The 22,470-nt window shown below is 63.7% G+C and carries 22 protein-coding genes and 1 pseudogene; 9 read left to right on the forward strand and 14 right to left on the reverse strand.

Features of this window, described 5'->3' with window-relative positions:
* Positions 1-40 precede the first annotated feature (40 nt).
* A complete protein-coding gene (locus tag RR_RS06990; protein ID WP_007190475.1) occupies positions 41-865 on the forward strand; it encodes an SDR family oxidoreductase in 825 nt (274 codons plus the stop codon).
* Between the two features lie 17 nt (positions 866-882).
* Here the strand turns inward: RR_RS06990 and RR_RS06995 are convergent, their stop codons facing one another.
* The 5 genes from RR_RS06995 to mct form a co-directional block, all read right to left on the reverse strand.
* Complete coding sequence (locus RR_RS06995; RefSeq protein ID WP_004961875.1) at positions 883-1,971, reverse strand: ArsA family ATPase; 1,089 nt, start codon at positions 1,969-1,971, stop codon at positions 883-885.
* A 271-nt stretch (positions 1,972-2,242) separates the two neighbouring features.
* Positions 2,243-4,696, reverse strand: coding sequence for an ATP-dependent DNA helicase (locus RR_RS07000; protein ID WP_011223172.1), 2,454 nt, complete (start codon positions 4,694-4,696; stop codon positions 2,243-2,245).
* Between the two features lie 140 nt (positions 4,697-4,836).
* A complete protein-coding gene (locus tag RR_RS07005; protein WP_004516850.1) occupies positions 4,837-5,397 on the reverse strand; it encodes a TATA-box-binding protein in 561 nt (186 codons plus the stop codon).
* A gap of 203 nt (positions 5,398-5,600) precedes the next feature.
* Positions 5,601-6,041, reverse strand: coding sequence for a TRAM domain-containing protein (locus tag RR_RS07010; protein WP_004961865.1), 441 nt, complete (start codon positions 6,039-6,041; stop codon positions 5,601-5,603).
* 70 nt (positions 6,042-6,111) lie between these two features.
* On the reverse strand, positions 6,112-7,302 hold the full coding sequence (gene mct / locus RR_RS07015; protein WP_049938816.1) for a succinyl-CoA:mesaconate CoA-transferase: 1,191 nt from the start codon (positions 7,300-7,302) through the stop codon (positions 6,112-6,114).
* A gap of 121 nt (positions 7,303-7,423) precedes the next feature.
* Here mct and glmS point away from each other — a divergent pair, with 121 nt between their 5' ends.
* Genes glmS through citE form a run of 5 tightly spaced genes read left to right on the forward strand, consistent with a single transcriptional unit; the run spans position 7,424 to position 12,694 of the window.
* On the forward strand, positions 7,424-7,864 hold the full coding sequence (glmS, locus tag RR_RS07020) for a methylaspartate mutase subunit S (protein WP_004592954.1): 441 nt from the start codon (positions 7,424-7,426) through the stop codon (positions 7,862-7,864).
* A 2-nt stretch (positions 7,865-7,866) separates the two neighbouring features.
* A complete protein-coding gene (locus tag RR_RS07025; protein WP_007190471.1) occupies positions 7,867-9,330 on the forward strand; it encodes a methylaspartate mutase subunit E in 1,464 nt (487 codons plus the stop codon).
* Positions 9,320-10,588 carry a methylaspartate ammonia-lyase gene (locus RR_RS07030; protein WP_049938817.1) on the forward strand — a complete coding sequence of 423 codons (1,269 nt, stop codon included), beginning with the start codon at positions 9,320-9,322 and terminating at the stop codon, positions 10,586-10,588. Before RR_RS07025 ends, RR_RS07030 begins: the two co-directional genes overlap by 11 nt.
* Entirely contained in the window at positions 10,581-11,657 is a 1,077-nt protein-coding gene (mch, locus tag RR_RS07035) for a 2-methylfumaryl-CoA hydratase (protein ID WP_049938818.1), read from the forward strand. Before RR_RS07030 ends, mch begins: the two co-directional genes overlap by 8 nt.
* The gene (citE, locus tag RR_RS07040; RefSeq protein WP_011223176.1) at positions 11,654-12,694 is read left to right on the forward strand and encodes an L-malyl-CoA/beta-methylmalyl-CoA lyase; all 1,041 of its coding nucleotides are present in this window, start codon (positions 11,654-11,656) and stop codon (positions 12,692-12,694) included. Before mch ends, citE begins: the two co-directional genes overlap by 4 nt.
* Positions 12,695-12,709: 15 nt before the next feature.
* On the opposite strand, the gene RR_RS07045 is transcribed toward citE, so the two are convergent.
* Both RR_RS07045 and RR_RS22340 read right to left on the reverse strand, forming a co-directional pair.
* Positions 12,710-13,828, reverse strand: coding sequence for a pyridoxal phosphate-dependent aminotransferase (locus tag RR_RS07045; RefSeq protein ID WP_007190467.1), 1,119 nt, complete (start codon positions 13,826-13,828; stop codon positions 12,710-12,712).
* A 38-nt stretch (positions 13,829-13,866) separates the two neighbouring features.
* On the reverse strand, positions 13,867-14,010 hold the full coding sequence (locus RR_RS22340) for a hypothetical protein (protein WP_004961837.1): 144 nt from the start codon (positions 14,008-14,010) through the stop codon (positions 13,867-13,869).
* Between the two features lie 78 nt (positions 14,011-14,088).
* On the opposite strand from RR_RS22340, the gene RR_RS07050 reads away from it, so the two are divergent.
* Positions 14,089-14,598, forward strand: coding sequence for a CinA family protein (locus tag RR_RS07050; protein WP_011223177.1), 510 nt, complete (start codon positions 14,089-14,091; stop codon positions 14,596-14,598).
* A gap of 36 nt (positions 14,599-14,634) precedes the next feature.
* A complete protein-coding gene (locus RR_RS07055; RefSeq protein WP_004961832.1) occupies positions 14,635-15,141 on the forward strand; it encodes a metal-dependent hydrolase in 507 nt (168 codons plus the stop codon).
* On the opposite strand, the gene RR_RS07060 is transcribed toward RR_RS07055, so the two are convergent.
* Positions 15,138-15,899 carry a PHP-associated domain-containing protein gene (locus tag RR_RS07060; protein ID WP_049938819.1) on the reverse strand — a complete coding sequence of 254 codons (762 nt, stop codon included), beginning with the start codon at positions 15,897-15,899 and terminating at the stop codon, positions 15,138-15,140. The genes RR_RS07055 and RR_RS07060 overlap by 4 nt on opposite strands.
* Before the next feature lie 115 nt (positions 15,900-16,014).
* Between RR_RS07060 and RR_RS07065 the strand changes: the two genes are divergently transcribed.
* Positions 16,015-16,314: a DUF7565 family protein gene (locus RR_RS07065; RefSeq protein WP_004961826.1), complete on the forward strand. Its 300-nt coding sequence runs from the start codon at positions 16,015-16,017 to the stop codon at positions 16,312-16,314.
* A gap of 126 nt (positions 16,315-16,440) precedes the next feature.
* Here RR_RS07065 and RR_RS21880 read toward each other — a convergent pair.
* From RR_RS21880 to ftsZ, 6 genes and pseudogenes are all read right to left on the reverse strand, one after another.
* Positions 16,441-16,512 (reverse strand): annotated as a pseudogene (locus RR_RS21880) (transcription elongation factor Spt5); the annotation flags it as partial.
* A 133-nt stretch (positions 16,513-16,645) separates the two neighbouring features.
* The gene (locus RR_RS07070) at positions 16,646-17,083 is read right to left on the reverse strand and encodes a transcription elongation factor Spt5 (RefSeq protein ID WP_004516836.1); all 438 of its coding nucleotides are present in this window, start codon (positions 17,081-17,083) and stop codon (positions 16,646-16,648) included.
* A gap of 4 nt (positions 17,084-17,087) precedes the next feature.
* Positions 17,088-17,267: a protein translocase SEC61 complex subunit gamma gene (locus tag RR_RS07075; RefSeq protein WP_004516835.1), complete on the reverse strand. Its 180-nt coding sequence runs from the start codon at positions 17,265-17,267 to the stop codon at positions 17,088-17,090.
* Between the two features lie 149 nt (positions 17,268-17,416).
* Positions 17,417-19,870 carry a methyl-accepting chemotaxis protein gene (locus RR_RS07080; protein ID WP_011223179.1) on the reverse strand — a complete coding sequence of 818 codons (2,454 nt, stop codon included), beginning with the start codon at positions 19,868-19,870 and terminating at the stop codon, positions 17,417-17,419.
* A complete protein-coding gene (locus RR_RS07085; RefSeq protein WP_011223180.1) occupies positions 19,867-21,105 on the reverse strand; it encodes an ABC transporter substrate-binding protein in 1,239 nt (412 codons plus the stop codon). Before RR_RS07085 ends, RR_RS07080 begins: the two co-directional genes overlap by 4 nt.
* A 128-nt stretch (positions 21,106-21,233) precedes the next feature.
* Positions 21,234-22,394, reverse strand: a complete 1,161-nt coding sequence (gene ftsZ, locus RR_RS07090) for a cell division protein FtsZ (RefSeq protein WP_011223181.1) — start codon at positions 22,392-22,394, stop codon at positions 21,234-21,236.
* Positions 22,395-22,470: the final 76 nt, after the last annotated feature.

The raw sequence follows: 22,470 nt of genomic DNA on the forward strand, positions 1-22,470 counted from the left end.
GACAGTATAACTTCCCGGGGTGTGTTCTCCCGGCCAACACATGGCGAAGACGGTGCTGATTACGGGGGCGTCCTCGGGTATCGGGCGGGCGAGTGCCGAGGCGTTCCTGGCCGACGACTGGACTGTCTGGGCGACCGCCCGCGAGGAATCGGACATCGAAGACCTCGAAGATGCAGGCTGTAAAACCGCTGAGCTTGACGTGACGAACCCGCGGGAGTGCGAGCGGGTCGTTGAGGCGCTTATCGAGTCCGAAGGGCGACTCGACTGCCTGATAAACAACGCCGGCTATGCGCAGTTCGGCGCGGTTGAGGATGTGTCGACGGCGGACCTGCACGACCAGTTTGACGTGAACCTCTACGGCCCGCACCGACTCATCCGTGAAGCGCTCCCGCACATGCGGGCTCGCGAGAACGGAACCATCGTGAACGTCTCCAGCGTCGCGGGCCGTATCGCCTTCCCCAATCAGGGTAGCTACGCCGCCTCGAAGTTCGCGCTGGAGGGACTCAGTGACGCGCTCCGGATGGAGGTCGAGGAGTTCGGCATCGACGTGGTGCTCGTCGAACCCGGGCCGGTTGAGACCAACTTCGACAACCGCGCCGACGAGGAACTCGATGACCTTGATACGTCCGGCGCGTACGACTGGCTGTATCAAGCCCACGAGGATTCGAACCTCGTCGGCATTCAGGACGCGCTCTCTGTCACGCCTGGGACAGTTGCGCTGACTATCCGTGACGCTGCCAACGCCAGCGACCCTGAACCGCGGTATCCGGTCGGACAGGGCGCACAGCTACTGCTTATGCTCGATTACTTGCCGGCGCGGTGGCGCGACGCAGCGTTCGGTGTCATCCGGAAGCTGACACGCTAATCACCGCCCCGCTCAGTTTAGTCCAGACAGGCCGCCACAACCGACAGCAGTCGCTCGCCGCGCACTTCTTCGGCGAACAGCGGCACACGGCGTACGTCGTGGCCGCGGAACATGTCCTGTGACCGGGCCAGGGCGTCTTGCTGTACCTGCCAGCGCCGCGCGCAGAACTCGCAGTCGGCGTGGTTCGGGCCGGCGATGTCCACGTCCTCGCCAAGCACCTCGCTCGGGTCTTGCATCACTCGATTGACGACGACGGTGCTGACGGGGATGTTGAACTCGCCGAGTTGGGCGAGCAGACGCTCGGATTCGACAACGGACAGTTCCTCGGGCACCATCACGATGCGGAAATCCGTCCTTTGTGGGTCCTGTAGAATCCCCCGGAGGTGCTCAATGCGGTCCGAAAGCTCCTGCAGGTCCTCGATGCCGGCCTCGGCGTCGACGTCCTGATCGTCGCCGAACATGCCGGTGAGGTTGTCCATCATCCCGGAGAAGCGCTCGCGGAGCTGGAGGATCTTCCCGACCATCGAATCCATCGTCTCTGGGAGTTCCAGCAACCGGAGCGTGTGGCCGGTCGGGGCGGTGTCGATGACGACGCGGTCGAACCGGTCGTCGTCGACATAATCCAGCAGGAGGCGAAGGGCCGCGGCTTCGTCGGCTCCGGGCATCGACCCGCCGAGAAGTCCCTCCTCACCGCCGATCGGGTCCTCGGCCTGACCTGCGCCCGCTGCACCGCCTGCACCTCCGCCAAACATCCCGTCGCCGCCGAGCAGTTCGCCCACGCCACCCAGTGCGTCCTCCTCGACACCGAGCGGTCCCTCGCCGACGGCGGCCTCCGGGTCGATCTCCGCGGCGTACAGTGGGATGTCCTCGCGGATGCGCGTCGGCGTTGCCGGGATATCCGCATCCAGCGTGTCCGACAGGGAGTGGGCAGGGTCCGTAGAGACGACGAGCGTCGCCGTGTCGTCGCGCGCGGAGGCCAGCGCGGTGGCCGCAGCACACGTTGTCTTGCCGACGCCGCCTTTTCCGCCGTAGAGGACGTACTCCGCCGCATCGATTCCTGCGGGTGCATTAATATCGTCGACCGCTTCGACGTCGAGTTCGCTCATGCCAGAAGCTACGCTTGTCTGGCCTTGAGTACTTCCCGAAAAGGAGTTGTCCTACTGTCTCGAGGACCGCGCTTCACGGACATCCGCGCCGTCCCGGAGTTTGTCCTCACAGTTTGGACAGACCCGGGGGCCATGGCCTTCGACGGCTTCTGGTGTAAAAACCCGTACGTACTGCTCGGTTACAAATTCACCGCAGTTCTGACACTCGGGCATCTATAGGTACACTCGTTCCACGATGTATATGCCTTCCGCTGCCAACGAAATATTCCGGTTAATCGGCACGGTGGTCGGCCCAGAACGAATCCAGTTGGCTCGCGAGGAAATCCGGCGTCATCCGGGTGAACTCCTCGCGCTCGCCGGCGGGCAGGTACGGAGACACCGAATGCCGCGCGTCCGGCGTGTACCGTCGGCCGACCAGCGCCCGCACCCCGACCTCGTCAACGCCACGGATGACGCGGCCGATGGCTTGGCGCGCGCGCCGCACAGCCGGAACTGTCAGGGCATACTCGAAGGCGTTGTCCTCGCCGAAGGCGTCACCGTAGGCGCGCTGGACACCCCGGACACGTGGCGACCCGATGTTCACCAGCGGGATGCCGACGACCGCGCAGGTCGAGAGCTTCTCGCCGTCGTAGTCGACGCCCTCGGTCAGCGTCCCGCGAGTCGATGTGACCATGACTTTTCCATCGCCGCTGAAGAACTCGCGTTTCAGCCGTTCGGTCTCCTCGTTGCTCGATGACTCGTCCACGAGGACCGGCTTCTCGACGGCGTCTTGCAGGTATGCGCCGGCCCAGCGCGCCTCCCGGTAGTTTGGCATCGCCACCATGACGTTGCCCGGTGAGCGGGCCAGCGCGCGTAGCGCCTGTGCGTACTCGTCTCGCGTTGGATTCCAGTTGTCGCCGAGCGGCCGCATCGTTCCGGGGTCGCCGCGGTTGCGTGCGGTAAACGGTGTCGCGTCGACGAGGTACGACGCCCGGTTCTCAGGCGGGAACGGCAGGTCGTAGGTCGTCGACCGGACCGGCCGTCCGTCGCCGGATTGCTCGTCGGGGGCCGTCGAGCCCGTCTCGGCCATCGAGTCCAGCCCCGACACGCGGGTGAACACGTCCAGCGGCTCCAGCGTCGCGCTCATCAGGATACCGCCGCCGAGGTCGTCGAAGACGTTACGCAGGGCCGTCGCTGGCATGCAGTTGTAACACAGCAGTCCCGGCGTGTAGACGGCCTGGTAATCGGCATCAAGGGTCTGGCCGTGGTTCGGCGAATGCTCCAGTTCGATCTCCCGGAGGAACGTTGCGTGGTCGCGCTCCCACCACTGCCCGGCCAGCACGCCGACAGCGGCACACACCGGCTGGCGGGTCAGACCGAGCTGGTCGATAGCGTCCTCGACGGCCGCACCAACCTTCGACAGCGAGCGCCACAGCGAGCCCTCGTAGCCCTTGCGCTCGGCCCACTCGGTCAGTTCGTCCTGTTCGACCGTGTCGGGGTCCCGAAGCGGAATCTCCCTGTCGTGCTCGGGGAGGCTTGACGGGTCCGCGCGCCAGCCCTCGTGTTCGGCGTCGAGGAAGGATTCGATGCGGTTGTCGAGCCACCGAACGAGGTCGTCGTAGAACTTCCGGGCCTGGTCAACTGCGTCCAGCGGGACTTCGCGGGCTGACAGCACCTCACGGACCTGCGCCTTGTGGTCGGCGCTCTGCTGGGCGCGCTGGATGAGTGTCGTGCAGTCGTTGCGCGCTTGCACGATGCTCTGACGGCCGAGGCGGTCCGACAGGAGGTCTCGCACGCGCTCTTCGAGTCGGTGCGCCTCGTCTACGATGACGAGCGTCTGATTGTCGAGTACGTCAGACAGCAGCGGGCGAGAGCCCGGGTCGAACAGATGGTTGTAGTTCCCAACGATAACGTCAGCCTCGTTCAGCATCACGCTCATGACCCGGTGCGGGCAGGTCCCGCGCTCCGTTGCCGCCGGGAGGTAGTCGTCCATCGTCACCACGTGCTCGTCCCCGGCCGAGAAGTCGACGGGCGAGCCCTTGTTGCGGGCGTACCAGTCCGCCTCGAACGGACAGTACAGCGGCGGGTCGGACCCCTCTGCCATCGACTCTGGAGCCGTTGGCTGGGCCTGCCGGTACGGCGAGGCTGCGCCGGCCGTCTGAAGTGTGTCGTCGCCAAGGGTCGATTGCTCGACCGCATCTGGGCGTGCAGCCGCGGCGAGGTCCTGTCCTTTCCGCGGGTCCCACCACTGGTCATCGTCAGCCTCACCGGCGATTGCGGCGTCCGCGACGGCCGCGCCGTCCGAGCGCCCGTCGTCCTCAACTAACCGCGCCGTCGCCTCCCTGAGGTCCTCACAGCGGTCGTGTGTCCCTACGTCGTCCGGGAACTGGCTCTCACGACCGTACGGACAGAGGTCGCGCTTGCCGACCAGTGAGATGCCGTCGAACGGCTCGTCGATTCCAGCGTTAAGCGCTCGGAGGTCGTCGACGAACTGCTGGAGTTGCTGTTTGACCGGCGTGACGACGACCATTCGCTCGTACAGGTCTGTATCGCGGACTAGCGTTGCGCCAGCGGTGAGCGCGGCCATCGTCTTGCCCGTTCCGCACGGACCTTCCATCGCGAGAAAGCCGCGTGCCTTGCCCGCCTCGATGGCTCGTTCGACGGCGTCGGCCTGATTCTCGTAGGGCTCGTCGAAGCCGAAATACGTGCGCCAGGACTCTGTGCCCGTCGAGGCGGGGTCTCCCATCGGAACGGGGTTAGTCGTCCCGGTATTTGAACCGCGGGGTTCCTGTCCGTCGTAATTGCTCTGTGCGCGTCGCGTCGGGACCGCAGTGAACCGAAAAACGGGCTGTGACTGGCCGCCGCCCAGTCACTGGCACTGAGCCGTTAGTCCAGCAGGCCGAGGTCGCTCAGCCGCTCGACGATGGTGTCAACGGCTTCTTCGGCGTCCTCTTTGCGCTTGCCACCGGTGACAACGAGCTTCCCCGAACCGAACAGCAGCGCGACCACGTCGGGTTCGTCGAGTCGGTAGACGAGGCCCGGGAACTGCTCCGGCTCGTACTCGATGTTCTCAAGCCCGAGGCCGATAGCGATGGCGTTGAGGTTGAGCGAACTTCCGAGGTCAGCGGAGCTGACGATGTTCTGGACGACGATTTCGGGGTCGTCGTCGACCTGGATGTTCAGGTCACGGAGCTTGTCGAAGACGATGCGCAGACTCTGGTGGACATCGTCTGTCGATTTCGCACCCGTGCAGACGATCTTGCCCGACCGGAAGATGAGCGCGGCGGATTTGGGGTCCTGTGTCCGATAGACGAGGCCCGGGAACTGCTCGGGGTCGTAGTCGGCTCCCTCGAGGTCCATCGCGACGCTCTCAAGGTCGAGTTCTTGTCCGATACCGGTCGAAGCAACGACATTTTCGATGTCAATGCTCTCTTTTGGGTCGACCATATAGTGTTTTAAATACCGGATTTAAATCATATAAACGTTTGTGATGCTGTGATTACTAGTCGTTCTTCGACCTCTACCACGTCCGACAGATTCCATTCAAGTAGGGGTCTGTCGGTTGAACGACCCTGCCGTGACAGTTTGCTCCGGCCCCGTAGTCTGGCCAGCCCGGCGGTCACTGAGCCGCTGAAAACGCGACGATACCGCTATACAGTGTGGCCGTCGTTGTCGACGACGCTCGCAAACGCGACGTTTTCCTGGACGGTCTCGATTTCGACGGTCGGCGAATCGCCCGGCTCGCCGTCGGGGACGATGACGACGTATCCGCGTTCAACCTTGGCGATGCCGTCGCCCTGGTCGCCCAGCGATTCGATGGTCACGTTTCGGATTTCGCCTTCGTCGACTGGCGGTTGCGGGACGCCGGTGTTGGCTCGTTCCGGGTCGGTGTCCTGTTTGGGCGTCTGCGGTTGGGCTGTTGCCGACGCACTGGCGTCGACCTGCGAGAGCAGGCCGACGCGGTAGGTCTCGCCCGGCGAGACTGCACCGTGAGATACTTCACTTTTCGGAATTTCAACAATATATCGGTCCCCGTCCGTCTCTATTTGGGCACTGAACAATGTACTGAGCGCATCTGGAACTTCGACCATAGCCTATTCTACGGCTCATGATAGATAATGGTCCTGCCCTGATGTGGTGAAAATTGCCGGCAGTTGCCGATTAGTCGTCGCTTTCCACTCGATTGGTTCCCGTATCGACCCCAGCCTCATCAAGCAGTTCCGTCTTGTGCTCGTCTAGCAGCGGCGCACGACCGCCGGGCGAGGGCATCGTCTCGGTCATCTTTATTGGGCTGCCGGCGATGGTCATCTGATCGTCCGCGCCCGGCTGGTCCACCTCGGCGAGCATCTCGCGGTCGTGGATATGCGGGTCGTCGAAGATGTCGGCGGTATTCTGGACCGGCGCGGCCGGCACGCGCCCTTCAAGCAGGTCAAGGAGCGTTTCCGAATCGATAGCGGTGGTCCACTCCGCAATTTCGGCCCGCAGCGACTCGCGGTTCGCAATCCGGCTGCCGGCGTCGGGGTACTCCGCGGCGAGGTCCGGGCGTTCCATCGCTTCACACAGCGCCTCCCAGTGACCGTCGGCGAACGCCGCGATGACGACGTGGCCGTCGGCGGCTTCGAAGGAGTCGTACGGGAACAGCGTCGGATGAGAGTTCCCCTGCCGGGTCGGCGACTCGCCGTCACAGGAGTACTGGTACACCGTTCGCTCACACAGCGAGACCATTGAGTCGTACATGGCCGTATCGACGTACTGGCCCTCGCCTGTGCGTTCGCGGTGATGGACGGCCGCGAGGATGCCGACAGCGTTCAGTACGGCAGTGAAGAGGTCGCCGACGCCAGGGCCGACCTTCGTCGGCGGGCCGTCCGACTGCCCCGTGATTTCCATGACCCCGCCCAGCGCCTGCGCGATGAGGTCGAACGACGGCTGGCCCTGTCGGTGGGTTTCACCCGTTCGCGGGTCGCCAAAGCCCCGGATGGACGAGTAGATGAGGTCCGGGTTGTGTTCTCGCAACGTTTCGTAGCCGCAGTCGAACTTCTCCATCGTGCCGGCCTTGAAGTTCTCGACCACCACGTCTGCGCGCTCAACGAGCGAAAGGAACGCCTCGCGGTCTTCATCGGTCCCCAGGTTGAGTTCGAGCGAGCGTTTCCCACGGTTGACGCTCTGGAAGTAGCCGCCGTAGGCTTCCTCGTCGCCGTCACTCACGAACGGGGGGTTCGACCTGATGAGGTCGCCGCCGGGGCGTTCGACCTTTACCACGTCCGCGCCCATGTCTGCGAGCAACATCGTACAGTACGGTCCGGCGAGGACCTGTGTCAGGTCGAGCACACGCAAGTCGTCAAGCGCACCCATGCAAAAACCACGACGGGGCGGCCGCATAAACCTTCTTGAATGTCCGTTATAAATTCCTTAAGGCCATATTATCATGAAAGACCATTAGGTTTATCACTACCCGCCGATGACGGGGAAGTACATGCCCCGGACCGTTATCCTCGGCGTGATTGGCTCCGACGCGCACGTCGTCGGCATCACGATTCTAGAGCAGGCGCTCTCGGCCGCAGGCTTCGAGGTCATCAACCTCGGTGTCCAGACCGCACAGGACGAGTTCGTCTCCGCCGCGAAATCTCATGACGCCGAGGCAGTACTGGTATCCTCGCTGTACGGGCACGCCCGCCAGGACTGCGAGGGGCTGCACGACGAGCTCGACGACGCTGGGCTCGACGTGCTCACGTACGTCGGTGGGAACCTCGCCGTCGGACAGTCCGACTTCGAGGAGACGCAGGCGACCTTCCGACAGATGGGTTTCGACCGCGTCTTCGACGCGGAGACGGACCCGGAGGAGGCAATCGAGATGCTCCGCGAAGACCTGCAACTGACGACAACAGAAGCGGAGCAGATCAGGGTTGACGGGTGACTATGCCAACTGACGAGCGACTCAGCGACGACCAGCTACAGCGCATCGCAAACGACCTCAGAGACAACTGGCACACAGGCCGCGAAGTCGACTTCGAGGAGGCCATCGCCTTCCACGAGTCGCTGCCGGCCTCAAAGCAGTTCGCCCAAGTGCTGGAGTCCGCCGACCAGCCGCTCCTCCAGCCGCGAGCGGGCGTCCCTTGCCTCGAAGAACAGATCGACCTGCTGCGGTATCTACAGGACGAGGGCGGTGCGGACCTCCTGCCGACGACCATCGACTCATACACGCGCGACAACGAGTACGAGAAGGCTGAGGAGGGACTCGCCGCCTCTCGCGGCAGCGACGAAAACGAACTGAACGGCTTCCCCGCGGTGAACCACGGCGTCGAAGACTGCCGGCGGCTCATCCGGGCGCTCGACGCACCGGTCGAGGTCCGGCACGGCACGCCCGATGCCCGGCTACTGGCGATGGTCACGCTTGCCGGCGGCTTCCAGAGCTTCGAGGGCGGACCGATTTCTTACAACATCCCATATACGAAGCGACACGACCTCGCGACGACCATCGAACACTGGCAGTTCGTCGACCGGCTCTGTGGGGCCTACACTGAGCGCGGTGTGACAATCAACCGCGAGCCCTTCGGTCCGCTGACCGGGACGCTCGTCCCACCGAGCATCGCAATCGCGGTGATGCTCGTCGAGGGCGAGCTCGCCGCGACACAGGGTGTCCGGTCGCTCACACTGGGTTACGGACAGGTCGGAAACCTCGTGCAGGACGTGGCAGCGTTGCGGGCCTTGCGGAAGCTCGGCAACGAGTATCTCCGCGATGAAGTGACCGTCACGACCGTTTTCCACGAGTGGATGGGGGGCTTCCCGCCCGACGAGGCGCGGGCAAACGGCGTCATCAGCCTCGGCGGCGCGACAGCGGCCGTCGCCCAGCCGGACAAAGTCATCACGAAGTCCGCCCAGGAGTTCCAGGGCGTGCCGACGAAGGAGGCCAACGCGGCCGGACTGCGAACGACGAGACAGCTTATCGATATGATGATTGAACAGGATATCGACCTCGGGGGTATCGACGAGGAACAGGCGCTCATCGAACGGGAGACACGGGCGCTGATGGACGCTATCTACGAGGCCGGCGACGGCGACGTTGCACAGGGAGTTATCAACGCCTTCGACAGCGGCGCACTGGACGTGCCCTTTGCGCCCAGCGACGCCGCCAAGGGCGCGGTGCTCCCGGCCAGAGACGACGATGGCCGGGTCCGCATCTTCGAGTTCGCGGACCTCGCGCTCCCGGACGACATCAAGGAGATTCACGCCGCGCGACTCGGCGAGCGAGCCGAGACCGAAGGCCGCGACCAGTCGTTCCGGATGGTCGCCGATGACGTGGACGCCATCAGCGATGGGAAGCTCATCGGGCGGCCGGGCGGCGACAACAGCCCCGCAGGGGGTGCAAGCGATGCGGATTGAAGACGTTCGAACGGTTCCAGGCCTCTCCGGGTTCTTTTTCGACGACCAGCAGGCCATCAAGGATGGGGCGACCCAGACCGGGTTCGCCTACGACGGCCAGCCGGTCACGGACGGGTTCGACCGCATCCGCGAGGCCGGCGAGGCGCTCATCGTTGAAATCGAACTCGCCGACGGCTCCATCGCAACGGGCGACTGCGCCGCGGTCCAGTACTCGGGGGCCGGCGGCCGTGACCCGCTGTTTCGGGCTGAAAAGTACCGGCCTGTCGTCGAGGGGGCTGTCGCTGACGCACTCCGTGGGCAGGACGCGACCCAGTTCGGGGCCAACGCGACGATGCTGGAGGAAATGAGCCCACAGCGCTCGGGCGGCGACCAGCTCCACACCGCGGTCCGCTACGGCGTCTCGCAGGCGCTGCTGAACGCCGCCGCGCAGGCACGCGGGGTGACGCCGACGGACGTACTCGCGGACACCTACGACACCGAGCCGGCGACCTCGCCGGTTCCGGTGTTCGGCCAGTCGGGAGACGAACGTCGTATCAACGCCGAGAAGATGCTCATCAAGGGCGTCCCGGTCCTGCCCCACGGCCTGTTCAACAGCGTTGAGAAGGTCGGCGAGAACGGCGAGGGGCTGCGCGACTACCTCGCCTGGCTCTCGGACCGGGCGACAGCGCTCGGGCCGGAGCCGTACTCGCCGCGCTTCCACGTGGACGTGTACGGCATCCTCGGGAAGGTGTTCGGCCCGCCGTACGACCGGACCGAAGTGACCGACTACTTCGAGACGCTGCGGGAGGCCGCCGCACCGTACCCCCTTCAGGTTGAGGGACCGATGGACGCTGGCGGTCGGCAGGCACAGATAACCGAGATGGCCGAACTCCGCGAGGGACTGGCCGATGCAGGCGTCGACGTGGACATCGTCGCCGACGAGTGGTGCAACACCTTCGAAGACGTGCAGGCGTTCGTCGACGCGGAAGCGGCCGACCTCGTCCAAATAAAGACGCCGGACCTCGGCGGCATCCAGCGCTCGGCCGAAGCGGTGCTGTACTGCGACGGCACGGACACCCGGGCCTACGTCGGCGGGACGTGTAACGAGACAGTGACCTCGGCGCGGGCCTGTGCCCACGTCGCGCTGGCAACCGACGCCGCGCAGGTGCTGGCGAAACCGGGCATGGGCTTCGATGAGGGGTTCATGGTTGTCACAAACGAGATGCGGCGGGCGCTTGCCAGACGGGACGCCACACAGGAGGTGCCGGCTGATGACTGACTGGGCTGACCCGGACGCGCTGGACCTCTCGGACGGCGAGACGTTCGACTCGCTGCTGGACCGGGCTGACACCCGAGAGAAAGGCCACTTCTTCGAGTTCTTCGCCGAGGGCGACGAACTCGCTCACGACCCCGGCCTCCGACTCACCCATCACGGCAGCGAGCAGTGGATGGGCCAGACGCTCAACCACGACCCGGCGTACTGGCGGGCCGATACCGCCCGCGAACGCGATTTCGAGGAGCGCCCGGTCCACCCGGATTACCTGCTGGCGTGTGTGATGGGCATCACCGTCGAAGACCTCTCGGAGAAAGGCGGGTACTTCCTCGGCCGCGACGACGTGACGTTCCATCAGCCGGTGACGGCCGGGACGCCGCTGTCGGTCACTTCGACTGTCGTCGACACCAAGACATCGTCCTCCAGACCCCAGTACGGTATCGTCACCTGGGAAACGGAGGGCCGGGACCGCGAGACCGGCGAGACGCTGGTGTCCTACCGGCGAACGAACATGATTCCGCGCCGGGAGCCAGCGGCTACGGATGGCGGCGCAGTCGGGGAACAGGATGAGGATGGGCCTATGCTGCCCGACACCCCCATTTCCCCGGACGGCGAGTACTTCGAGGATTTCCAAGCGGCACTCGAACGCGCCGACACGGAGAACGCCGCCGTCGCCTACCGCCACGAACGCGGGCGGACGATGGACGACCAGCTCGTCGCCGGGTTGCCGCTGGCGACGCTCAACACCGCGCGCCAGCACCACAATCGCGACGAAATGGCCGACTCGCCGTCGGGCGACATCGTCGCGTACGGCGATGTGACACGCTCGGTTGCGCTGGCCCACGCCCGCTCCGACGAGGCGACCTACCGCGAGCGTCGCTTCGCTGACGAGCAGTTCCACGACTTCGTCACGCTGGGCGACACCGTCTACGGCTTCACTCGCGTCCTCGACTGCGACCCCGACGCCGGGCCGGAACGAGCCGGCGCGGTCACGTTCGAGCACGTCGCGTTCAATCAGGACCAGACCCCGGTCTACTCGGGCCGGCGAACCGCACTCATTCAGCGAGATACATGACACGACTCTGTCGCACATTCCAGACCGCACCGGCCGCGATACCGAACGACAACAGCGCGAAGTTCCTCGTCTCGGGACTCACCAGCAAGGGGTTTCAGGCCCCCGACTGGCTCGTCCCCGACATTGAGGACGGCACTGCGCCGTCGATGAAAGACGAAGCCGTCGACAACATAATCGAACACATTCCGGACCACGCCGACGACTTCGCCGGGGACATTCTCCCGCGGGTCGAGTGGGCCTACGACGACGCCAACGCCCGTGAGCGTGGCATCGAGCAGGTGACCCGCCTGGCCGAGGCGGTCGGCGAGGAACTCGACGGCTTCGTCTTCCCGAAGGTTGGTCGCCTTGACGACGTGCGCGACGCCGCAGGTGTCATTGCCGACGCTGAGCGCGACGCCGGGCTTCCCGAGGGGACGCTGGAGATGGCGATCATTCTGGAGACGGCCCCCGGCCGCTCGGACCTCCGCGAGATCTGCCAGTACGCAACAGACTCCCGGCTCTCCGGGCTCGTGTTCGGGCCGGTCGACTACACGGCAGAACTCGGCGGGCGCACGCTCGACGGCGAGCGGCCCCGCTGGGACGGTCTGCTCGAAGCGCTGTCGAACGAGACGAGCGCCGCCGACATCGTCGCCATCGGCGGCCCCTTCGACCAGTTGTTCCACGAACGCGCTGGCGTCACCTACTACAACGCCGAGGGATACGCCGATCAGGTGGCGTACGAAGCGACAATCGGCATCGACGGCTCGTGGTCGCTCCACCCCAAGCAGACCGAACAGGCGAATCGAATCCACATGCCGACAGTGGAAGAAATGGAGCGAGACCTCCACAAAATCGAGTCGTTCAACGAGGCCAAACGCGAGGGCACTGGCGCGGTCGTCGTCGACGGCCAGATGGTCGACGAAGCGACATACAAGAACTTCGCCAACACCGTCAAAACGGTCCGAGCCATCGACGAGACACACCCTGCCCAGACCGAGGCGTACTACGATGACGACTTGCTGGCGCGGGCGAGAGACGTGGAACTGATTTTTGGCTAAGCTGGCAACAGCTTTTTATCCGAAGTAGTTCGCCAGCCGCTGGGCTGCCTCGTCCACCCGGGAAGTCACGAGCGCGAACCGTATCCAGTCGCTACGGGACTCGCCGAAGGCTTCGCCAGGCATCCCGGCGACGCCGGCTTCGTCGATGAGTTCGTACACGTTCTCGAACGACCCGGGGAAGTCAGGGAACCGCGCCATCACGTAGAAGCCGCCGTCGGGGCGGTTGTACTCGGCCCCAGCCGCAGCCAGTGCGGCACAGAAGTCGTCGACGCGCCTTTCGAGTCGCCGTCGGCAGGCGGCGTAGTAGTCCGGACTCGTCGTCTTCAGCGCCCGCAGGACGGCGTACTGCGCTGGTCGGCTCCCGGTGACGTTCGTGAGCATGTGCTGAGTGCGAGCGCGTTCGAGCAGTGTCCCAGTGGGGCCGTCCTCCGGCGGGAAAATCACATAGCCGACCCTAAACCCCGTTATCGCCATCGTCTTCGAGAAGGAGTTGGTGGCGACGACGTGGTCGGAGTCGGCGCGCAGCGCTGAACTGAACCGACCTGCGTAGTCGAAGTGGTCGTACACCTCGTCGCTGAGTAGCAGGGCATCGTACTCCTCGGCGATGGCTGCAAACTCGGCCATCGCTTCAGCGTCGTACACTGCGCCGGTGGGGTTGTTGGGCGAATTCACCACGATGACGGCCGTCTCCTCGCTCGCGGCCGCCCGAACGTCCGCGGGGGCCAGTCGGTTGTGCTCGTCGACCGGAACGAAGGAGATGTCCGCGCCGATGAAGTTCGCCCGGCCGGCGTAGTACGGGTAGACCGGGTCAGTCAGGAGGATTTCGTTGCCGTCGAAGTGATGGAGCCCGCCGGTCATCGCGAGGTGGTTCGCCTCGCCAGCGCCGTTCGTAATGAGTACGCGGTTCCGGTCCACTCCGCGCCGAGCGGCGATTTCATCGCGGAGCGGCGTCAGCCCCACGCTGGGTGGGTACTGATAGTCGTCAGCGGACGCTTCGGCATAGTCCCGTAGCCCGTCCCGAAGCCCCTCAGGCGGGTCCCAGTCGGGATTGCCCGACACCATGTCCACCACGTCCCGGTCGGCCCGGGCCGCGTACTGCATGACCCGGAAGAACTGGGGTTCCGTGTAGTCCATATGTCCACTCCGACTGCCGGCCCCGTCTGCTTTTCTGTCTACTGGCGAATATACAGCGTCAGTCCGCCGAGGACGAGCAACAGCATCCCCCACAGGAGGTCCGACCCCGGCAGGACCCAGAGGAACAGCGTCACGAGGCCCGATGTAACGAGTGACCAGCCAAGCGTCGTCTGATAGCTCATATACACAGTTGTGTCTCCAAGCTGAAATATATCGGCCTGCCCTGAACGTTTATTCGCCTATCACGACAACTACGGACAATGGCAGACGACACTGCGACCCCGGTCGAGAAGCGCGTCGGCAAGCGTCTCCGAGAAGCTGCTGCCACGGTCGCCACCGCGGAATCCTGTACCGGTGGCCTTGTCGGTTCGAAAATAACGGACATACCCGGCTCCAGCGACTACTTCGACCGCTCGCTGGTCACCTACTCCTACGAGGCCAAGCGTGAACTGCTGGCTGTTTCGCGGGAATCGCTGGACGCTCACGGCGCGGTCTCCGAGCCGGTCGCTATCGAAATGGCTCGGGGCGTTCGCGACACCGCCCGGACCGACTGGGGCGTCGCTACGACTGGCGTCGCTGGGCCGAGCGGCGGCTCGCCGGAGACGCCCGTCGGGACGGTGTACATCGCCGTCGCCGAGGCCGCCCCCTGGGGAACCAACGAGTCCGGCGTGACAGTGTCTCGCTACGAGTTCGATGGTACCCGTCGCGAGATCAAATCGGCCATCGCGACACAGGCGCTCCGGGACCTGGAAACCGCCTTACAGGAGTAGTAAGCTCTTTCAGTTGGGACACGGACGGTCAGGTAGATGAACAAACGTGGGCACGTCCTGAACGCCGTCCTCTTGAGCATCGGACTGGGATACGTTCTTGACCCCTCGGGCGACGTGACGACCTTCGCAACAATCGCGGAAGTGTTCCTTCCCATCGTCTTGGGCGCACTGTTTCCCGATGTCGACACCGCCTTCGGCAAGCACCGCAAGACCCTGCACAATCTCCCCGTCCTCATCATATTCTTGGCCCATCCGCTGTATCACGGCGGCAATCTCCAGTGGGTGTGGCTCGGTGTCCTCACGCACTACGTGCTTGACTACTTCGGTTCCCGACGGGGGATTGCCCTGTTCTACCCGTTCTCGGACACAGAGTATGGCTCACCGACGGGCGTGACAACCTCAAGCGACCGCGCCGAAGCCGTTACCGTCGTGATTACCGCCTTCGAACTGCTCGCGGTTGCCCTGCTCGTCCACGTGCTCCCACAGTATCTGCCGCCAACGGTCAGGACCTTCGTCGTCGAGAACAGCGCGTTTCTGGTTTAGTACACCTTCACGTCGTTGAATCGACCGTCGTACGCGACATGGTCAGGATGTGTCGGCTCGGTCCCCTGTAACATCAGTCGGTCGAACTTGCCCCACGTGTTTTCCAGCCCCAGATGCGCCCACTCGACCGCCCGGCGGAGGTCGTGTGAGAGACCATCGCGATGGAACAGCGACCGCTCCACGTCGTCTTTCAGCGCCGCACTGAGCCCCGCCACGCTCTCGAACGCTTTGGTGAACGTTACGTACGCCTCGCCGACGGTGCCGCGAACGTGGGCATACGAGGAGACGAACGGCTCGTGACCGGTTTCCGACGTGAACGACTGCGCACGGTCTCGGTGATGGGACAGCTGCTTGGGGTTGTACACTTCTAGCGCGTCGATGATGTCGTCGTACGCTTCGATGTCGTCCAGTCCGAGACTGACATTGAGAAAACCGGGATGCGGAACCAGTACAGCCGCGTCTTGGCGGTCCAGTTCCCGCATCGCGCCGTCGAAGGTAATGAAATCCGGAATCGGGTCTTCGAGGCCTATCGCCAGTACGTGCCGGCGCTGTTGCCAGGTGCCAGTAAATATCTCTCTGGCCGGGAACACAGTCAGCTCTTCGTCGGAAAACGCCTCTGCTTGCCGCCGTATCTCCGACAGCCGCGTGAAATGCGGCGCATACACCAGCGCGTCGAGGCCACGTGCCTTCGCGCGCTCGACGACCCCGTCGTCGAGCACTTTCACGTGGAGATCAACGGCGTACCCCTCGGGTTGCACGGTCAACGCTAACTCCGTACTGCCATTAGGGGTTTCCGTTTTGGCAATCTGAGAGACAGACTTCTGACAGGTGGCAGCCAACGTTTTTAACCCCGGGTCGCCTGCCACTGAGCAAATGCCACGCTGGGAGTGCGACATCGAAGGGGACGAGAGACAGTTCGACCGCGTCGAGGAGCTTATCATCCACCAGTCGGTCGAACACGACCGTATCGAGTGTAAGGTCTGTGGTGCCGTCGTCCCCGACGGCTACTTCGCTATCAAGCACGCGTTCGACGAACACTCCCGCGCGGAGTACGTTCGCGCCTACGACGCCTCTGCCGCCGAGGTCCGCCGTCGTGAACAGATAAAGGAATCCGTTGAGGCCGCCGCCAACATGAGCGAGGTCATCGACCGACTGGAAGGCGGCGAAGCGTAGCAACTACCGCTATTTTACGACGGTGCCTGACTTTGCTCGACAATGATTGCCAACTAGTTTGAAAACGCTTGATTGCTCCCTTGCGGGTCGCTACGCATCCGTTCGAATTGCACGAGACCCGTTCGCCTACCGCTCTTCGGAGTCCAGCACTCGAATCTGGTCACCACGCACGGTAACCGGAATCGGGACCGTCGCCTCCTACTGTTCCACCTTTTTCTTCGTCGGGTGCGCTCACTGTGCTCGCGCACCACTCCTCGAAAAACGTGGGCGAAAACGCGGGCCCTCAGTCGTTCAGGCCCGTGAACCACCGGCTCCGCCGGTGGATATGGGTCTACCGCTCTTCGGAGTCCAGCACTCGAATCTGGTCACCACGCACGGTAACCGGAATCGGGACCGTCGCCTCGTACAGTTCGACGGTGACCTGGTCCTTGCCCTCGTCGATGCGCTGGACCTGCGCCTTCTCGCCCTTGAACGGGCCGGCGATGAGTTCGACGATGTCGCCCTCCGCGATGCCTTCCACGTCCGGTTTCGGCGAGAGGAAGTGCTCGACTTCCGCCATCGAAGATTCGCCCTGCACGACGCCGTTGGCGTGGGGAATCTCGTCGAGGATGCGGTCGAAGACGTTGTGGTCGTCCGCTTCGACCATGACGTAGCTCGTGAGCGAGTCCGGCGCGAGCGCGGCGTGGATCTCGTCTTCCTCGCGGGAGATAATCATGTCCGCGACGGTGCGTTCCTGGCTGGCCGTGGTTTTGACTGCGTAGATCCCCATCGGTTTACACCGGCTTGCTGCCAGGCACGAAGGTCATCACAGCGAAGATGATGAACCCGAGCAGTCCGACCAGCGCGATGCCCGCGCCGGCGATTTTCGCGATCTGGGAGAACTCCTCCCACGACGGCGTACTCGCCAGTTTGAGTACGCGGATGTAGGAGGTGAGATCGTATGGAACGTCCATAGCGGGTCGTACCCACTGGTGGCTTTTCTATATTGTGGTGCGCGGCGACGAGTCCGAACCCGTCACAGAATGCGCTGGGTATCGTCTCGAATGAAAAGTAGCCGACAGACCGGGGCGATACCCGGAACAGGCGACCCGAACCCGCTCGGTCAGTCGTCAGTCAGCGCAGTTCCGCCCGATTCGTGTGTCCCCAGCTCGCTACCGTTATCGGCATCGCTGGTTTCGAACTGGTCGATAAGCTGCTTGAGGTCAGTCGCCTGACTGGAGAGCGACTGTATCTTCTCGGTGACCTCCGTGATCGACGCCGTCTGTTCCTCGGCGGACGCGGCGACGTTCTCGGCCTCGGCGGATGTCTCCTCGCTGATCGAGCCGACTTCCTCGGCCATCGAGACGACCTCTTCCATTGAGGCCGCCTGCTCGTCGGTCGCGTCGCTGATAGCCTGCACCCCGTCGTTAGCTTCGTTGACCTGCTGGACAATACTGGTCAGCGAGTCGGTTGCGTTTTCGACCGTCTCTTTCCCGGTATCGACGCTCTCGCCCATGTCCCGCATATCCTCGACGGTGGAGTTCGTCCGGGACCTGATTTCGCCGATCATCGACTCGATGTCAGTCGTCGCTTCCTGCGTCTCCTCGGCGAGCGTCTTGATCTCGCGGGCCACGACGGCAAACCCTTCGCCTGCCTCACCGGCCCGAGCGGCTTCGATGTTCGCGTTGAGCGCGAGCATGTTCGTCTGCTCCGCGATTTCGTCGATGAGCGTCGTGACCTCGCCGATGCGCTCCATCTCCTCTGCGAGGGACTCCACCTGTTCGATAGCTTCGGTGGACTTCCGTTCGAGTGCCTCAATTTCGGTGGCGGCCTGCTCGGCGTACTCGCGGCCGGACTCGCCGTCATTGACGGCCTGCTGGGACTTCGACGCGACTTCGTCGGTCGACGAGGTGATTTCCTCGACAGTCGCCGACAGGTCGGTCATCTCGTCGCTCACCTGCTGGATGTTCCGATTTTGCTCGTCAGCGCCCTCGGCGATCTGTTGCACCGACTCGCTCACCGACTCGCTGGCCGACCGCACTTCCTGTGCACTCGCTGAAATGGTCTCCGTTGAACTGTCAACGGTTCCAGCGAACCCTTCGATGCGGTTGACCGTCCGTTCGAGTTCCGCGATCATCTCGTTGAAGCTCTCCGCGATATCGACCATCGCGTCGTAGTCGCTGTCGGTGGCCATCCGCTGGGTGAGGTCCCCGTCCGCCGACTTGTCCATCACGTTGCTGAACTCGGCTGCCTTCGCTTCGAGGGCAGACGCCATCGACTCGGCGTCTTCTTTTGCCGCCTCCGCCTCGTCTCTGGCGGCCTCGACGTCGGTAATCAACGTCTGGATATCCTCGCCCATCTCCTCCAGCGCCGCACCGAACTCTCCGGGGATGCTTTCGTCGAGCGATGGGTCGTCGAACCGCTTTTCGGCGAGCGCGTCAGCCTGGTCCGCGGCGGTCGTCAGGTACGCTTGCATCGACGCGAATGAGTCGTACAACTGTCCCATTTCGTCGACGCGCGTGGTCTCCGGGAGGGTACTGTTGATCTCACCGGCGGCGATGTCTTCGGCGCTTTCGGCCACGCGGGAGAGTGCGTTTGCGGTTCCGCGCCCAATTGTCACGCCGACGACGAACAGTGCCCCAACAGCAAGCGCCACCAGGAGTGCGATATTTTGCGAGACAGCCGACTGCAGGGCGAATGCGCGGTCCTGGGGCACGTGATACAGCAGCGCCCAGTCAGTGCCGGTCACCGGCGTGTACGCCATCACGTACTGCCCGTCTTCCATCCCCGTTCTGGCGGAGACGGACTTGTAGCCGGTTTCGCCGTTCAGTGCCGAGTCAACACTGGTATCGGTCGCGTCCCCGGTTGCCGCATACTCTTCGAGAATTGAACTCTTTCGATTGTCGAGGATGATCTGCCCGCTCGACCCGACGACCTTCACGTCGCCGGTCGCAAATGGTGATGTGAACTCGTGGGAGCGCGCCTCGAGCGACGCCGTCAGCACGATGTATTCGTCGCTGCCGGAGACGGGCTGGATGAATGCGATGACCGATTCGTTCCCGCTCTGGTACGCTTCGGACGTGCCCGTCGGTCCCGACGAGACGACTGCACCACTCGCGTCGGTCCACGGGTCGTCAACGTTGCTCAGTGCGACGCCGTTGAGTTCGTCGTCAGTGCTGGCGGTGACTGTGCCGTCAGCGGCATCGACGTAATGCAGCGCCCGGACATCTCCGGGGAGCCCGATAAGCTTCTGTTCGAGCCACTGCTGCTGTTCTATGTCCGATGTCGATTCGGACCGGTCACCGATAGACGCTGCAAGGAACGTCGCCGTCGACTGCTTGTTCGAGACCCAGCTCGACACGGAACTCGACTGGGACTCCGCAACACCGATGATCTGTTCTTCGGTCTGTGACTCGACCAGCGACCCCGTATCGAGGTGGATCGCCGCGCCGCCCAGCGCGAGAACGACGACCACGCCGAGCAGCAGGACGCCGAACTTCGCCGCGTACCGCCGCCGAATAACGTCAGGGAGCGCACGTTCCGTCGCCTGAACCATCCGGCTCGGGAGTGAACTCATTGATTCCCTCCCGATGCGAAGAACTGTCGCTGCAATAGCTCTAGCGACTCGACTGACCCATTATTGACTTGTTCGATCAGGTACGAACTCAGCGGTTCGAGGTCCGCAGTCAGGTCGACGCTTCCGGACGCACCCTGGTAATTCACTGCCCGGCCTGCCTCAGTGAGTGACCGAACACGACCGAAGTCGCCGACTGAAACAGTGTGTCCAGACCCGCCGGAAACCGACTGAATGGTCTCGGCGATTGCCGGACCGCTGGCTTCACCGGCCTGTTCAGCGGCACACGCCATCAAAAACAGCGCGTCGTACGCATTGACCGAGTACGCTCTGGGCTGGTCGATATCCGGGAGTCGGCGGACGAGTTCGAAGTACGCTTGCGTCCGTGCAGAGGACAGCGACGCGCTGTAGAACCCGTCGTAGTACGACGGGAGGTCGCCACCGAACATCCCTGCAGACAACACCCACGGAACATCGTACTCCGATTGGCTGTATGCATCGAGGATGCCCCGCTCCTGCCCGGAGACACTGGTGAAGGTGACGGCATCAGGGTCGTTCTGGAACACGTCCGCAAGCGTGTCGTCGAACGACTCCGACGACGGGTCGTACCGAATATCAGCGACGACCTCGGCGTCCAGCGCCTCACGCTGTGCGTCCGCCAGTCCGGCCCCGAACGAGTTATCGATGCTCAGTAGCGCGACGGAGTCCGCGCCGACATACAGCGGGTCGTCGACGACCTTCGCCATCACCGCCGCCTGTGTCCCGTCGCTCGGGACCGTTCGGGCGAAGAATTTCCGCCCGTTGGCCTGGCCGGCCGTCGATAGTTGCGGGGCGGTGCTGGCTGGGCTGACTTCCATGATCTCGTCGCTGGCCGCCTCCGGTGCGAGGGCGAGCGACGCGTCACTGACGAGGCCACCGACGAAGCCGATGACACCACGGTCGACAAGCGTCCCGTACTGCTCGACAGCGGTTTCGGCGTTCGCTTCGGTATCGAGGATGGTCACTTCGACATCGTTACCGCCGATACCACCGGCCGCGTTGACGTCGCTCGCTGCCTGCTCGACCATGCGCTTGCCGTGTTGCCCGAGCGGAGCGAGCGCACCACTGAGTGGGAGAACCGCACCAAACTGGACGGTGTCACCGCTCCCGCCCAGGGTACCAAGGCAGCCAGACGAGAGGCCCAAGCTCCCAGCTGCGATGCATTTTTTGAGAACACCACGCCTCGAGTCAGAGTACATAAAGAAAGAGTCTGAATTTCCGGATAAACGCTTTTCGGCGAGAATATCATTTATGATAGAGAAAATGTAGATAGGGCGGCACGTAACGGCGATTACGGGGAAATAGAAAACTGAGACAGCGAGGCAGTTTAGTCGACGTAGTCGATGTCTTCGCCGAGCTGCTGGGCGGCCTTCTCCTGCTCGGCCTCGCTCTGGCCGTAGATTTGCGGGCTTTCGACGCCAGTGACGACGATCATCGTCTCCATCTTGCCCTCGAACTCGTTGTTGACCGACGCACCCCAGATGATACGAGCGTCGGGGTCGATACGGTCGTAGATCTCCTCGACGACACCCTCGGCCTCCTCGATGCTCATGTCGGGGCCGCCAACGACGTTGACGAGCGCGGAGTTCGCGCCGTCGAATTCCACGTCGAGCAGCGGGGAGCGAAGCGCCGAGCGGATGGAGTCCTGTGCCTTGTTCTCGGAGTCAGATTCGCCGAGGCCAATCATCGCGACGCCGCCGTTCTCCATAATGGTCCGAACGTCGGCGAAGTCCACGTTGACGAGGCCGGGTTTGGTAATCAGTTCGGTCATGCCCTTGACCGAGCGCATCAGCACGCGGTCACAGATCTTGAACGCGTCCTGCAGCGGCATCGACGGCGCATAGTCCAGCAGGCGGTCGTTCGGCACGACGATGACCGTATCGGAGACCGAACGGAGTCGTTCGAGGCCAGCGTCGGCGTTAGCACGGCGGCGTTCACCCTCGGCGGTGAACGGAATCGTGACGATAGAAATGGTGAGTGCGCCGGCTTCCTGCGCGGCCTGTGCGACGACCGGGGCCGCGCCGGTGCCGGTGCCGCCGCCGAGACCGGCGGTGACGAACACCATATCCGACCCGTCGATAGACTGCTGGATGTCCTCGATATCTTCCTGTGCGGCCTCCTCGCCGATTTTCGGGACGGAGCCCGCGCCGCGGCCACCGGTACGCTTGCGGCCGATGAGAATCTTGGTGTTGGCGGCCACCTCGTCGGCGAGGTGCTGTGCGTCAGTGTTTGCGGCGACAAGTTTGGCCCCGTGGATGCCCTCCTCCATCATCCGGGTGACCGTGTTTCCGCCAGCGCCACCACAGCCGACGACCGTAATCTTCGTCTCCAGGTCTTTGACGACGCTTGCCAGTTCCTCGTCGGACATCGTCCCCGATGTGGACATGTCCTGCGACGGCGTCGATGTCGTTTCGTCGACAGTCCCGCCAGCCGCGTCCTCCCCGTCTTGTTCTGCCTCGTCGATAGCGTCGTCAATTATCGAATCCATAATTTAAAGCGTCCTTGCAGACGAATAGTTATTAGTTTTCCCCCTGTGTCTGACGCCCGTCTGACGTGTTGAGTGC

The organism is Haloarcula marismortui ATCC 43049, assembly GCF_000011085.1.
Taxonomy (GTDB): Archaea; Halobacteriota; Halobacteria; order Halobacteriales; family Haloarculaceae; genus Haloarcula; species Haloarcula marismortui.